Annotated in this window: 11 protein-coding genes; 9 read left to right on the top strand and 2 right to left on the bottom strand. The window is 54.9% G+C overall.

Annotated elements, in window-relative coordinates; all coding sequences use genetic code 11:
• Positions 1–121: 121 nt before the first annotated feature.
• From KI367_RS03410 to KI367_RS03395, 4 genes are all read left to right on the top strand, one after another.
• A complete protein-coding gene (locus tag KI367_RS03410) occupies positions 122–511 on the top strand; it encodes a rhodanese-like domain-containing protein (RefSeq protein WP_052146935.1) in 390 nt (129 codons plus the stop codon).
• Between the two features lie 111 nt (positions 512–622).
• Positions 623–1,309 carry a hypothetical protein gene (locus tag KI367_RS03405; RefSeq protein WP_212947605.1) on the top strand — a complete coding sequence of 229 codons (687 nt, stop codon included), beginning with the start codon at positions 623–625 and terminating at the stop codon, positions 1,307–1,309.
• Positions 1,310–1,494: 185 nt separating this feature from the next.
• Positions 1,495–3,720: a heavy metal translocating P-type ATPase gene (locus tag KI367_RS03400; protein WP_212947603.1), complete on the top strand. Its 2,226-nt coding sequence runs from the start codon at positions 1,495–1,497 to the stop codon at positions 3,718–3,720.
• Positions 3,721–3,931: 211 nt separating this feature from the next.
• Positions 3,932–6,937 carry a family 78 glycoside hydrolase catalytic domain gene (locus tag KI367_RS03395; protein WP_212947602.1) on the top strand — a complete coding sequence of 1,002 codons (3,006 nt, stop codon included), beginning with the start codon at positions 3,932–3,934 and terminating at the stop codon, positions 6,935–6,937.
• 122 nt (positions 6,938–7,059) lie between these two features.
• On the opposite strand, the gene KI367_RS03390 is transcribed toward KI367_RS03395, so the two are convergent.
• On the bottom strand, positions 7,060–8,502 hold the full coding sequence (locus KI367_RS03390) for an esterase-like activity of phytase family protein (RefSeq protein WP_212947601.1): 1,443 nt from the start codon (positions 8,500–8,502) through the stop codon (positions 7,060–7,062).
• A 197-nt stretch (positions 8,503–8,699) separates the two neighbouring features.
• On the opposite strand from KI367_RS03390, the gene KI367_RS03385 reads away from it, so the two are divergent.
• On the top strand, positions 8,700–9,293 hold the full coding sequence (locus KI367_RS03385; protein ID WP_212947600.1) for a nitroreductase family protein: 594 nt from the start codon (positions 8,700–8,702) through the stop codon (positions 9,291–9,293).
• Positions 9,294–9,649: 356 nt separating this feature from the next.
• Entirely contained in the window at positions 9,650–11,326 is a 1,677-nt protein-coding gene (locus KI367_RS03380) for a multicopper oxidase family protein (protein WP_212947599.1), read from the top strand.
• Positions 11,327–11,550: 224 nt separating this feature from the next.
• On the opposite strand, the gene KI367_RS03375 is transcribed toward KI367_RS03380, so the two are convergent.
• Positions 11,551–11,922 (bottom strand): ArsR/SmtB family transcription factor, encoded by a 372-nt coding sequence (locus tag KI367_RS03375; RefSeq protein WP_036709280.1) that lies wholly within the window; start codon positions 11,920–11,922, stop codon positions 11,551–11,553.
• Between the two features lie 205 nt (positions 11,923–12,127).
• Here KI367_RS03375 and KI367_RS03370 point away from each other — a divergent pair, with 205 nt between their 5' ends.
• From KI367_RS03370 to KI367_RS03360, 3 genes are all read left to right on the top strand, one after another.
• Positions 12,128–12,643 carry a PCYCGC motif-containing (lipo)protein gene (locus KI367_RS03370; RefSeq protein ID WP_212947598.1) on the top strand — a complete coding sequence of 172 codons (516 nt, stop codon included), beginning with the start codon at positions 12,128–12,130 and terminating at the stop codon, positions 12,641–12,643.
• A gap of 331 nt (positions 12,644–12,974) precedes the next feature.
• Positions 12,975–13,886: an ABC transporter permease gene (locus tag KI367_RS03365; protein WP_212947592.1), complete on the top strand. Its 912-nt coding sequence runs from the start codon at positions 12,975–12,977 to the stop codon at positions 13,884–13,886.
• Between the two features lie 15 nt (positions 13,887–13,901).
• Entirely contained in the window at positions 13,902–14,798 is an 897-nt protein-coding gene (locus KI367_RS03360) for a carbohydrate ABC transporter permease (RefSeq protein ID WP_036709285.1), read from the top strand.
• Positions 14,799–14,852: the final 54 nt, after the last annotated feature.

Genomic DNA, 14,852 nt, shown 5'->3' with positions numbered 1-14,852 from the left:
TTAACGAGCTGAAATATTTCCGCGCAAATGCGGTCTTTCTGCATAAATCGGGCCACCACAGGGACGGCGCCCGGTTTATTTTGACGATGAACATATACGTTAAAAGGAGGAACATGTATCGATGCTGTGGGTAGTGTTCGCTGTTCTTGCCGCAGCGTTTGGCTTATGGGCCTTAAGAGAGCTGCGGCCGGTGAACGGATTGACCTTCATCAGTCCCGAAGAACTGCAGGCGCAACGAGAGAACCGGCAGGACCTGCAAATGCTTGACGTGAGAGACGCGGCCGATTATATCAAGCACCATGTTCCCGGATCGATCAACATTTCCATCGGAAGATTGCCTTACGTTCACCATTCGCAATTAACGTCCGATGAACCGGTGCTGATTTTGGCGGAAAACAGCCGCCAGATCAAAAAAGCGGCGCGCATGCTAAAGCGGTACGGCTTTTTGCGGATCTATGCGCCGAGCAACGACAAAGCCGTTTGGAACTGCGGCGTTTGCTGCCGCTCGTAAGGCCGATGCAGATGACCTGGCGTCTCCGCCGGGTTTTTTCTTTGACGTGCCGGACAAGTCGATGCCTTCTGCACGCCCGGTTTTATTTTCCGTACGGGAGGGAGCATTCCATTGCAAGTTGTCATGATCGGCCCCTTCATGCTGAAATTTTCGCTGCTCTTGCTGGCAGCCTCCGCCGTTTTAGGCTATTTGGCGCCTTTTCTGCTCGCCAGACGCGTGGATCCTGCCGTTCGCAAGCCCGTGATGGACGATCTTACGACGGCCCTCCTGATCGGCATCCTGGTCTGGAAGTTCAGCGTCATCGTGTTTGATATCCAAAGCGTCATTCGTTCGCCGTTGTCTCTCCTGTATTACACGGGCGGGACGGAAGGGATGGCGTTGGCCACGGCGGTCGCCTTCCTCATTCCGGCGTACAAATGCCTGAAATACCGCAGGCCATGGGCGGTTTACGCCAATACCGCATTGGCTTGGCTAGCCGCGGGAGACGGGATATGGAACTTGCTCCGTGTCTTTTCCGGCCGGGGCGGAGCGGTAGACATCGTTTCGGCGGCCGTTGCCGCCGCCATCGTCGCCTACCAGTTCCGGCAGCGGGAACGGTTGTTCAGCGGATATCATTTCATCGTTTCGGTCCTGTGGCTGGCGATCGGCATGTTTGCCGCTTCGCTGCTTGGCGCCGCCCGGGATGAAGCTTTTTGGCTGGGTTTTACCGGTTGGCAGCTGTCGCTGATGTTCATCATGGTCCTTTCCCTTGCCGTTAAAATCATGTTTGACTTCAAAAGCAAATCGAATCGCACTTAAACCCGGATATGATTCTATTTTTCTGCATGAGCCGCGTATGAACGCGGCTTTTTTGGTTCATGCTAGCTATTTTAGGTTCGATTTCATTGACATCGTCCCGGCGGAGTGAATATAATGTGCTTAACAAGTTTAATACATGAACATATGCTCATATTATATTTACAGATTGGATCGGAGGCATTGCGATGGCTGAAGCAACCGGAAGAGTGAAAAGGGAACTCGTGCTGGACGGCTTGGATTGCGCGAACTGTGCCATGAAAATCGAAGACGGCGTGAAAAAGATGGAGGGAATTGCCTCCTGCTCCGTTAATTTCGTCAAGCAAACGCTGACCTATGAAGCCGACGGCGAAGACGATGAGCTGGCGTCCAAGGTGAAACATAAGATCAAAAAGCTTGAGCCGCACATCAACGTCTTGGATCCCCAAACGAAGCAGGGCGCATCTTCAGGCGTCAGCCGCGGACACGGTCATCCTCACGAACACGGGCACCATCACGCACATGGGCATGACCATGCGGAAGCGCACGGGGAGGAAGGACATTCCCACGGTCACGACCATGGCCGCGGCGGAACCAAGGTCATGGCTGCGCGGTTGCTCGTCGGTGCGGCGCTGACGGCTGCCGGGATGCTGCTGCAGACGAATGCTTATATCGAACTGGCGATTTTTTTGGTCGCCTATGTCGTTGCCGGCGGGGACATCGTCCTTCAAGCGGTGAAAAATATGTTACGGGGACAGGTATTCGACGAATATTTTCTCATGTCGCTTGCGACGATCGGCGCTTTTGGCGTCGGGCAATATCCCGAAGGCGTCGCCGTCATGCTGTTCTACCAGCTGGGCGAGATGTTCCAAGGGATTGCGGTAAACCGTTCCCGGAAATCGATCAGCGCCATGATGGACCTGCGGCCTGATTATGCGAACGTAAAAACGGGCGGCGATACGAGACGCGTGTCTCCCGAGGAAGTGCAGGTCGGAGATCATATCGTGGTGAAGCCCGGAGAGAAGGTTCCGCTGGACGGGATCGTTATCGAAGGCAGCTCGATGGTGGATACGTCGGCATTAACCGGGGAATCGGTTCCGCGCGGCGTTGGGGCCGGCCAGGAGGTGCTGAGCGGGTTCATCAACAAAAACGGCGTATTGACGATTGAAGTCTCCAAGGATTTCGGGGAATCGACGGTTTCGAAAATTTTGGATCTCGTCCAAAACGCGAGCAGCAAAAAGGCGGCTACCGAAAAGTTCATCACCAAATTCGCCAGATATTATACGCCCGTGGTCGTCATCGTAGCGCTGCTGCTGGCGCTGGTTCCGCCGCTTTTCATCCAGGGGGCGAGCTTTGCCGAATGGATCTACCGGGCGCTGATCTTCCTGGTCATCTCCTGTCCGTGCGCGCTGGTGGTATCGATTCCCCTCGGCTTTTTCGGCGGCATCGGGGCGGCATCGAAATCCGGCATTTTGGTGAAAGGAAGCAACTATCTCGAAGCGTTGAACGACGTCAAATATGTCGTATTCGATAAAACCGGAACGCTGACCAAAGGGGCGTTCAAGGTAACGAACATCCATCCGGCGCTCGAAGGGCTGGACGAAGCGGCGCTGCTGGAAATAGCGGCGCATGCCGAATACCATTCCACCCATCCGATCGCGGAATCGATCCGTGCGGCGTACGGAAAGGAATTGGACGAGACGCGGATTGAAGGCTACGACGAAATTTCCGGCCATGGCGTTCAAGTGAAGGTCGGCGGCAAGGAAGTATGGGCAGGGAATGCGAAGCTTATGGAGCGGGAAGCCCTTCCCTATGAAAAGCCGGAAACGGCGGGCACGATCGTTCATATCGGCCTAGACGGGCAATATGCCGGGTATATCACGATTTCGGACGAGGTGAAGGAGGACGCGGCGGAGGCGGTCCGTACCTTGAAGGAGATGGGAAAAACGACCGTGATGCTGACGGGAGATGCCCGATCCGTCGGCGATGCCGTCGGCCGTTCGCTTGGCTTGGACGAAATCCATGCCGAACTTCTGCCGCAGCATAAGGTCGAGGAGATCGAAAAGCTGGACGCCCGGAAATCCCCGAAAGAAAAAATCGTGTTCGTCGGCGACGGCATCAACGATACGCCGGTGCTCGCCCGCGCGGATATCGGCGTGGCCATGGGCGGCCTCGGCTCGGATGCGGCGATCGAAGCGGCGGACGTCGTAATCATGACGGATGAGCCTTCCAAGGTGGCAGCCGCCATCCGGATTGCCAAACGCACGCGCGCCATCGTATGGCAAAACATCATTTTTGCGTTAGGCGTAAAAGCGATCTTCCTGCTGCTCGGCGCCTTCGGAATCGCAACGATGTGGGAAGCCGTATTTTCCGACGTCGGGGTTACGCTCCTGGCGGTGCTGAACGCGATGCGGGTGCTGAAAGCAAAAGCTTAATAGTCAAACAAGGCCGTTTTTAAATCATTCGAAGATCGCCGAAAGGACGCTTCGTCTCTCCAAGGGAGACCGGCGTTCTTTTTTTATTGTTGCCAAATGCCCCCTTTTATTGATCCGAATCCCCCTATTTTCAGGAAGGGCTTTCATGAATAATAAAGGTGTTCGAATCGCATGAACCTGAAAAAGGAAGATGGGAAAGGGGAACATCGCAATGAACCAAACCGCAAATACGGAATGGAAGGCCCAGTGGATCTGGGGAAGCGGGGAACCGAGTCCGAGGAATAAATGGCGCTGCTTCCGGCGCGCCTTCAAGGCGCGGCATTCCGTGCAATCCGCCAGCATCCGCATTAGCGCCGATTCCCGATACGTACTGTACATCGACGGCAAGCCGCTTGGACGGGGGCCCGTGCGTTCCTGGCCTTTCGCCTGGTCCTACGACGAATATGAGATCGGTCATCTGCTGGAGCCGGGAAAAGAAACGGTCATCGCCGTGCTGGTCATGCATTACGGCATATCCACGTTCCAATACCTCCGCGGGCGCGGCGGACTTTTGGTCCAACTGGACATTCGGAATGCGGAGTCCGGCTTGGATTCCGGCCTGGATTCCGGCGATCCGCATCCGCAGGAATGGAGCATCGTCACCGATTCCTCTTGGAAAACGGCAATCCACCGGGGGCATGACCCGAATTCCTCGCGCATTTCCTGCCAAATGGCTTTTACGGAAATCATCGATGCCGCAAAATGGGATGATCGGTGGATCACGGCCGCGTATGACGACAGTGACTGGGAGCAGGCTTCGGTCATTGGCCCCGTGGGCGTGGAGCCGTGGACGAAGCTGATACCGAGGGACATTCCTTATTTAACGGAGGAGCCCGTTCATCCGTCTCGGGTGGAAAGCATGAGCGGCGTGCGTCCGCCCGCTTGGAGCGCGGTCATCGATTTATACGGCATGATGTCGCCGAACAGCGGGGAGCATGCCAACAATGCCGCTTTTTGCGGCTATTTGGCCACACGGGTCATCTTGAACGAAGCGGCTTCCTTTACGATCGGCCTTCCCGATTCGGGCCGCATCGATCCGGTCATTAGCGTCGACGGACAAGTGTACACGCCGGAGGATTTTACCGGCGAGGCTCCCGAGCGTTATTTGACGATAGCCTTGGAAGCGGGGGAACATCTCCTCCTGATGGACGTTACCGGCGTGAGCCACGGGCATGGCTTCCATCTCGGCTTCGACTGCGCTTCGCCATTTAGGCTTGAGGCCGTAAACGTGCCGAAGGCAGGGAAATCCACGGCAGATCAAAATGCGGGTGAAGCCATGAAGGCCGGGGGAGCAGCGGCCGGAGGATCAGTTGCGCAACCGGAGCTGTCCGAGTTCAGCTTGATCGGCCCGTTTGATGCGGTGGCTATGATCGATCACCGGCCAACGAGACCCTTGAACCGCGAGCATCCGGACTATCAAGCGGTTCGGACGGCCGCGTCCGCTTCCGACCTGCAGCCGTACGCAGCCTGGATTCGGCCGGTGGAACCTCCGTTCATAAACCGAAACGACGTTTTTGCTTCTTGCGTATGGAAAAGGGACGAAGCGGTCCAGAGGATGCCTGCTTCTTTGCAGTCCGCCGCGATTGCAGGCCCGGACGCCGCCGTTCTTCCCGTGCTTCCGGGTTGGGATACCGAAATAGTCATCGATTTCGGAAGGGAATTGTCGGGCTACATCTCGTTCGAGCTGGATGCCGCAAGCGGCACCGTGATCGATTTGTACGGCTTTGAGTTCATGAAGGACGGCTGGCGGCAGCACACCTACCAGCTGGATAATACGCTCCGTTACCGTTGCCGCGAAGGCAGGCAGGCTTACACGTCTTTGATCCGCCGTGGGCTGCGTTATCTGGCGCTGACCGTGCGGGGAGCCGGCCGGCCCGTCCGCCTGTTCGAGGTGAAAATGATCCAAAGCAACTATCCGGTGGCGAACATCGGCAGCTTCCGCAGCAGCGATACGCTGCTCAATGAAATATGGAGGATCAGCCGCGATACGACCCGCCTATGCATGGAGGACACGTTCGTGGATTGCCCGGCGTACGAGCAGGCTTATTGGGTCGGGGATGCCCGAAATGAAGCGCTGGTCGGCTACTATGCCTTCGGCGCCAAAGAAATCGTCGAGCGCTGCCTGAAGCTCGTGCCGGGTTCGGAGTTCCAAACGCCGCTGTACGCAGATCAAGTGCCGAGCGGCTGGAACAGCGTCATTCCGAACTGGACCTTTTTTTGGGTGACGGCGTGCCTCGAATATTACCGGTACGATGGCCGTGAGGAATTCCTGCACGGGATCTGGCCTCACGTCAAACTTGCGATGGAGCAATATTTGAAGCATATCGACGGGAACGGGCTGTTTTCGTTTGACGGCTGGAATCTTCTGGACTGGGCGCCGTTCGAGCAGCCGAACGAAGGGGTGGTCGCCCCGCAAAACATGTTTTTGTGCCGGACGTTGAACCATGCGGCCGAAATAGGGGCCGTTGCCGGAGATCAGGAGGGCTCCGCGCGTTTCCGGAAGGAAGCCGACAAGCTGAAAACCTCGATCAATATCCGCCTTTGGGATGAGGCGCGGCAGGCGTATGCCGACTGCATCCGCCGGGATGGCGGCTTCTCCGGGACGTTAAGCGCCCAGACGCATGTCGTGGCTTATTTATGCGATATCGCGGATGGGGAAAGGCTGGAAAAAATTTCGTCCCATATCCTGCAGCCGCCGCCGTCCTTCGTCAACATCGGCAGCCCGTTCATGTCTTTCTTTTATTACGAAGCCTTGGCCCGGATGGGACGGCTGGATGTCATGGTCGACGATATGCGCGCGAGTTACGGGATCATGATCGAAAACGGCGCGACGGCATGCTGGGAGATGTACCCGTGGAGCGGATTTTTCAAGGATCCGAGAATATTGACCCGGAGCCATTGCCATGCATGGTCCGCCGGACCGGCCTATTTCCTCGGAGCCTATATCCTTGGCGTTCAAGGCGCGAACCCCGGCTGGTCCACGGTAAGGGTGGCACCGCAGCCATGCGGGCTGGAACGCGCCTCGGGTTCCGTGCCGCTGCCGGATGGCGGGCGCATCGACGTTTCCTGGCGGATCGAAGGAACGGATCGGTTGATTCTTGCCGTTTCGGCGCCGCCGCATATTGAAATCCGGACGGCTGCGCCGGAAGGATACGACATGAAGGTCGAGTTTCATTGAATGGGGTGTCCTAGGCGGCAAGAGGCGCTCTTGTACCGATTACGCATAGCCGATCCGTCTGATGCATGTAAAAACCGCCTCCCGTTAGCGTCGGGAGGCGGTTATTTGCCGAGGATATCCGTTTATTTGATGTCGTACGGCAGCTCGAACGTCCAGAGGTCGGTTCCGTTTTCCGGCGACCCGGGGTCATTGACCCCGAAATCATTATCGTTGACGATGACCAGCTTATGTCCGTCCACGAGGGAGATGCCTTCGATTTTTTCGTTCGGGTACTTGAACTCCACGGCATCCAGCACCGTCCGTTTGACCGGCGTTTGGACGCCCATTTGCCGCAGCTCGGTCAAGCTGAGCTGTTCCAGCGTTTTGCCTGCTTGGGAGGCGTCATCGTATTTGCCCAGAACGTTCGTGGCGTTGCTTAGGTCGATGGCGAAGATTTTTTTCAGCTGGGCGGCGTCCCCGGCGTTTTTGTCGCGTTCGTCGATGAGGAGCGTATGCTCATTGACCGCAACCAGGTCGGAAATGACGATGTCAGATTGCTTCAAATCTTTGAATTGTCCCGCATCCTCCGTGATGTAGGCATATTCGGCGACCGGTTTCAATGTTGCGAGATCGATTTTCAAAATCCGGAGCGTACGCGAATTGTCCACGCTTTTGTCCGGATTGCGGAGCGGACTCTGCATGGCCATGAACATCCATTTCCCGTCCGGCGTAATCCCTACGGCTTCCGCGCCGCGGTTTTGGCGGCGGTTCAAATATACGGCAGGCAGGTTGTCCTTAAGCGGCAGCGCGGCCGTGTTTAATGCCGGGTCGATCCCTTTCGGGGCGATCCGCTGCAGCAGGGTGCCGTCGCGTTTGACCTGCACGAGGTAGGGGCCGTATTCGTCGGAAATCCAAAACGTGCCGTCCTGCGGATTATAAGCCAACCCCTCGACGTCGAGGCCGTACGGATCGTATTGAATGACGTTCTGGGCGGCCTTATCGTACGGTACTTCGTCGCGGGATTTCAAGTTTGGCAGGCCCGTAATTTTGTCCGTTCCGTTCACCGGATCTTTGCCGCTTATTTTCAGCGGAATGGTTTCAAGGATGTGGATCTTCCCTTGCTCCAACTGGATTTTGTAGATGGAAGGCGTGTAATTCGGAAGCGGGAAGGTGCGCCGCGTTTTGCCGTCAACGTCGATTTCGCCGTTTGGGCCGCGGTCGGCCGTGGTGTAAAAAACGTTGTCCGGGTCGCCCGGAATATGGGTCAGCGAGGAGCCGACGCCGAACTTGACGCCTTCCGCCAAATCTTTTTCATGAAGCGTGTATTTCCCCGTCAGTTTCGGTTTATCGGAAAACAAAGCCGTTTTGCTTGCGTCATCCCAATCCACGTATTTCCCAAGCAGATCGGCGACGTCGCGCAAAGGCAGGAAAAGGCGATCGTCCTGCAGAACGGCCGGCGTCGATGGCGTGAAGGCTTGTCCGTTGGCGGAATATTTGATTTCCGGTGCGGCCGCATGGGCGGAAGGAAGCAGCGCCGAACCGACCGCCAAGGCAGCGATGGCGGAAACGAACCATTTTTTTGTCATGAAAGTGACCCCTTTCGAATGATGGCTGAAATATATGTATCATGGTCATTGTATTGAAGTTTTGTTAACGAGGCGTTATCCGGAGATGATCGGAGGGTAAAATGTGACCTGCTCCCATTACGCAGGCATTGCAATTGATTTTTTGATACAATGTAGACATTGAGAAAGATTCTTAATTGGAGAGAGGGAACGCATAGATGAACATTTCTGAGGCCATTCGTACGCGCCGGAGCATCGGGAAAGTCACCGAAGAAGAGATTCCGGTTTCGAAAATCGAGCAAATTTTGGAGGCGGGCACCTGGGCCCCCAACCACAAAATGACCGAACCTTGGCGCTTTTTCGTGCTGAGGGGCGAAGGACGGAAGGTGCTTGGGGAAGCTTTGGCGGACGTGGCGCTCGCAACCGCCGCCGATCCGTCTTCGCCGGAAGCAGCGGCCGCGGCCGAAGCAGCCAGAGCCAAACCGTTTCGGGCGCCGGTGATCATTACCGTAGCCGTGACGCCTGCCGAGCATGAAAAAGTGATCGAGCTGGAAGAATACGGCGCGGTATTCGCCGCCATTCAAAACATGCTGCTTGAAGCCCACGGATTGGGCCTTGGCGCCATCTGGAGAACCGGAGCACCGACATACCACGCCAAGATGAACGAGCACTTCGGGCTTGGCGCGAAAGATAAAGTGCTGGGTTTCATTTATTTGGGAATACCTGCCGAAAAACAGGCGCCACAAGGAAAACGCAAGCCGTTCGGAGAACTCACGGTATGGGTCGACGAGGCCGGTCCGCTTCGAAAGTAACGTGGGAGCATCAAACCCTAAAGCCATAAAAAAAAATCCGCGCCAAAGCGCGGATTTTTGGCGTTTTACCCCAACGGAAGAGGGGCGAATCTTTCTGGAACTCCACGGACCGCACGTCTTTGCAATCGATCCGAAAGATGTCTCCGTCCGAATCGCGTTGCCGTTTGGCGTCGATGATCATGTTCTCCTTCCGCAATCTTCATCCGCTTCATCATAACAAGCCGACGAGCAAAATGGTTCGGATAAAGCAACGATGGCTGAAAATGTGTAGCAAATGTGAAGACGAAATCCCATCTTTCTACATATTTGCTGGATATACTAGGGAAGAGCATGAAGATGAAGGAGGAGTGTTCGGCATGAACACATTTGCAGCAATCAAAAAAACGTTATTTGCCGGGACGTTCGCCTTGCCGCTGATCCTTGCAGGCTGCTTTGAAGGCAAACAAGCGGACATGCACGGTGCTCACGCTTCCGATCAACCGGCAGCAGGGACGGCGTTGACCCAAGGTGCGGCCGAGACGGTGAAGCCAAGCCCGGCGGACGGACGGGAAGTCACGTTGACGGCGCAGGAAAGCACGCTGGATGCGGGACAGGGCCGAAAGCTGCCGGTATGGACGTTCAACAATTCGGTGCCGGGTCCCCAAATCCGGGTGAAGCAGGGGGAGATGGTCAAGATAACGGTCAAAAATACGCTGAAGGTTCCCGTTTCCCTGCATGTGCACGGATATCCCTTGCCTTTCGAGATGGACGGAATCCCCGGCGTCAGCCAAAATGCCATCGCTCCCGGCAAAAGCTTTACGTACGCCTTTAAAGCGACGGTACCGGGAACCTACTGGTATCATTCGCATCAGAATAGCGTCAAGCAGGTGGATATGGGGCTTTACGGTTCCTTTGTCGTCGAAAGCGAAGAGGATGTCATCGACCGGGATTACACGCTGGTGCTGGATGAATGGATGAGCGGCGGCTTGGATGCGGAAAGCGGCGGCCATGAGGCCGAGTCGCCGGGACATGATGAGCACGGAATGGACATGCAGGGCATGGATATGAACGACCACGGCATGCAGGGAATGGACATGGGTGCGGGGAACGAAGGCGGGGCATCGGCGGGACATGACATGAGCAGCGGCCATGATGGCGATGCATCCATGGGACACGACATGAGCATGTACGATTTATATACGATCAACGGCAAAACGTACCCGGCATCCGAGCCGCTGATCGTCAAGGAAGGCGACATCGTGCGGCTGCGGCTGGTTAACGCCGGTTATATGAGCCATTCCCTGCATCTGCAAGGACATCGTTACCGGATCGTCGCAACCGACGGCAACCGGATAGCGAATCCGGATTGGGTCGAAAACAAACTGCTGGCCATCGCTCCCGGGGAGCGGTACGATATCGAATTCGAAGCGAATCATCCCGGAACGTGGCTGCTCGACGAGCATAGCAATAACCCGGCCGCCAACAACATGAAAATCGCGATCCAATACGAAAACGCGCCATCTTCGCAGAAAGAACAGGAGCAGGACGATTCGGCCCAAATGCTGGAAACGGTCGACGTGACGAAATACGGGAAGCCGGAGAAAGGCAAATTTTCGCTAAACGATCAGTACAATCTCGAATATACGATGGACTTGGGCACGAGCCGCCGCAACGGGGAGATGGTGTATACCATCAACGGCAAAGTGTTTCCGGACACCGATCCGGTTAAAGTGAAAACGGGGGATAAGGTCAAGGTCCATTTCGTAAACTCTTCGGCCGGCGAAGACCATCCGATGCATCTGCACGGGCATACGTTCCAGGTGCTGAGCAAAAACGGAACGCCGCTCGGCGGAGCGGCGGAATATAAAGACACGCTGAACGTCAAACCCGGCGAAGATTACGTCGTGGCATTCGAAGCCAACAATCCCGGCGACTGGATGTTCCATTGCCATGACCTGCATCATGCGGCGGCAGGCATGGTGACGGAGCTGAAATACACGGATTTTAACAACACGTTCGAACCGGATCCGAATGCCGGAAATATGCCGGAATAAGACAAAGCAGCCGGGTTCCCGAAAGCGGCGTCGTTCATGCCCCCAAGCCAGGAATCAGGCTGCTTTTTCTTCCAAATCTACGGAAAAATATCGCGAAAAATTCAAGATTGCGCCATATCATTTTTACCGATTTCGCTTATAATAGGGCGGAACGGCGCATTTTTTTGGCAAAATCTGCAGCAAAAAAAGCCCTCGCCGATCCCGGGAGGGCCTTTCTTTGAAGTTTACCCGTGCTGGGTGTGCTGCAGCGTTTGCACGAAAATTTGTTCGATATGCGTATCGTCAAGCGAATAATAGACGGTTTTTCCCTCTTTGCGGCGTTTAACGATGCGCAAATTTCGCAAATAACGCAGCTGGTGGGATACGGCGGATTGTCCCATGCCGAGCAGCACCGTAAGGTCATGCACGCACAATTCCCGCTGCAGAAGCGCATCGATAAGCTTCACGCGGGTGGGATCGCTAAATGCCTTAAACCAGTCCGCGACCTGCGAGGCGGCCTGATCATCGATCAGTCCTTCCTTGATCCGGTTCAGTTCGGCTTCCGAGCCCATGCAGGTTGCATCGCATTCTTCGATCGGGTTGATGGACGGTTCCATTGGATAATCACCTTTCTATCGGCTTGCGTGTTAAGCTTATGATCCCAATTATAGCAAAAGAAATGCTTAAACGAAATGATTACAATCAAGCGTAATCGCTGCGCCGTCTTTAAAAGGCGGAGATTCCGGTTTCGCGAAAGGCGAAATATGAGCCCGGTTACGAGGTTCAAAGATCGGCTTTTGCGAGAACCAAAAACGAGGAGAGATGATGTTGGGCAAAAAAACACGTATTACCGTTCTTGGCGTCGTCATTTCAAGCATGCTGCTGGCCGGTTGCGGAGCCAAAGAAGCCGAGCCGCAGGATCGTCACGCAGGCGAGCATCAGATGGTGGCCGCAAACGGGGACCTGCAGGAGCAAACGGCGGGATTGGACAAGCTTCCGACGTTTTTGGACCCGCTTGATCCGATGCTGAAAACGGCATACAGCACGGCGGGCGAGGTCAAGGAAATATTGAAGTCGATTCCTTGTTATTGCGGCTGCGGCGACAGCGCCGGGCATCAAAGCAACTTAAACTGTTTTATCAAAGAAGTGAACCCGGACGACGGCAGCGTCGTATGGGACGATCACGGCACCCGTTGCGGGGTATGCGTGGAGACGGCCATGACCGTGTCGGAGCTGAGCAAGCAGGGGAAATCGGTAAAGGAAATCCGTTCGATCATCGACCAAACCTACTCAACGGGTCAATATGCCCCGCCGACGCCAACCCCCGAAGTGATGTAATGGAATCGATTTGTCATGCGACGCAGGCGAAAAGCCTGCGTTTTTTTTGTTAACAATATATTGAATATAACAAATATATATTATATTATAATTCCAAAGTCTGTAAATGGCAGCGCAGAAACGGCGGCAAAAACAGACGGTTATCGCGAGGTAACGGAAATATGCGGGACCGCGGCTGCGCCGGATTAGAAGCGAACCGCAAGCGGTGCCCGAGACAGCAGCGCGAAGGGGGGAAACGAGGGTCCATCGGGAATCAGGCATATGCACATAATGCAAACGCTTACATATCTTTTGGCTGGTTCTTTTACCATCAAGAAGAGAGGTGAGGTTCATGAAATCATCTTTGCTTTGGAAAAGGGTATGGCGCCACAAATTGTTTTATCTGTTTATGCTGCCCGGCATCGCTTGGTTTTTCATTTTTTCTTACGTGCCTTTGTACGGGCTTCAAGTCGCGTTCCGGGACTTTACGTTCGTCGGCGGCTTTACGGGCAGTCCCTGGGCGGGACTGAAATATTTCGAGCAGTTTTTCGATTACTACCAATCCGGGGCGATCATTCGGAACACCATCGTCATCAGCTTGCTGAAGCTGCTGGTCGGTTTTCCGATGCCGATCATTTTGGCCCTTCTCCTCAATGAAATCCGCAATTTGAAGTTCAAGAAAACGATCCAAACGCTATCTTACCTCCCTTATTTCGTGTCCTGGATCGTCGTCGTCACGTTGATGCAGCGCCTGCTGTCGATGTACGGGGGACCGGTCAACGATCTTTTAACCTCCATGGGCATGCAGCCCGTGCAATTCATGTATAACACCACCTGGTTTTATCAACTGATCCTAGGCTCCGACATTTGGAAAAACATCGGCTGGAACTCCATCATCTACATGGCCGCCATCGCGGGCATCGACCAGCAGCTATACGAAGCCGCCAAAATCGACGGCGCGGGCCGCTTCCGCCAAATTTGGCACGTCACGCTTCCGGGCATTCGCAACATCGCGGTGATCCTGTTCATTCTCGCGACGGGAAGCTTGATGAGCGCAGGGTTCGAGCAGCTGCTTCTCCTGAACGGACCGGCGACCGCGAATATCGGCAGCGTCCTGGACGTGCATGTCATTACGTCGGGGATTCAGCAGGGAAGATTGAGTTATGCGGCGGCCGTCGGATTGTTCCAGAGCGGCATCGCGCTGGTGCTGATCGTCACCGTCAACTGGATTGCCCGCAAAGTCAGCGACGTCTCGCTGTTTTAAGGAAGGGGGAGCCGTATGCAAACGCATCGTTTTTCCGTATTCAATTTGTTGAATTACATCCTCTTGACCCTGTTCGGTTTTTTGATGATTTATCCGTTTATTTACATCCTCATTTATTCGCTGAACGACGGCAAAGACTCGATGATGGGCGCGTTGTACTTTTTCCCGCGGAAATTCACCCTGGACAACTACGCCCAGGTTTTTGACAACAAGCAAATCTGGCAGGCCTACAAAATCACGATTTTGCGGACGGTGACCGGAACGGTGCTGCACGTGCTTTTATGCACGCTGATGGCCTATGCTTTATCGAAAAAAACGCTGCCGGGACGCACCTTCTTTACTTTCTACATCTTTTTGCCGACCATCTTCAGCGCCGGGTTCATTCCTTATTTCATTACGCTTCAAAAGCTTCACCTGATCAACACGTTCTGGGTGTACGTGATCCCGATGCTGTTCAATTTCATGCATATCGTCATAATCCGGACGTTCCTGCAGGGCATCCCCGAAGAGATCGAGGAGTCGGCGCGGATCGACGGGTTAAACGACTTCCAGATTTTCATGCGCATCATCATTCCTTTGTCCGGTCCCGTCATCGCGACGATATCGCTTTTCATCGGGGTCGCGCACTGGAACGACTGGTTTACGGGAACCTATTACGTTTCGGACAAAAACCTCATTCCGGTGCAAACGCTGCTGCAGCAGATGCTGACCGAAGCCGAGGCGCTGTCTTCCTCGATGCAAAGAGCGGCCCAGCAGGGCGGACAAACCGTCAACGTCAACATGGCCGGCGCGACGCCGGAATCGCTGCGCATGGCGCTGCTCGTCATTACCGTGTTCCCGATTTTATGCGTCTATCCGTTCCTGCAAAAGTACTTCGTCAAAGGCGTCATGATCGGTTCGGTAAAAGGCTGATGCAGGTTCCTTCATGGAACTTGATCATATCAAATCATTTTCAGGGAGGGTCTA

It is taken from the genome of Paenibacillus cookii (assembly GCF_018333375.1).
Lineage (GTDB): Bacteria > Bacillota > Bacilli > Paenibacillales > Paenibacillaceae > Paenibacillus_AQ > Paenibacillus_AQ cookii.
Note: the sequence above shows the minus strand (reverse complement) of the source record. Positions and strands in the feature narration are given on the sequence as shown.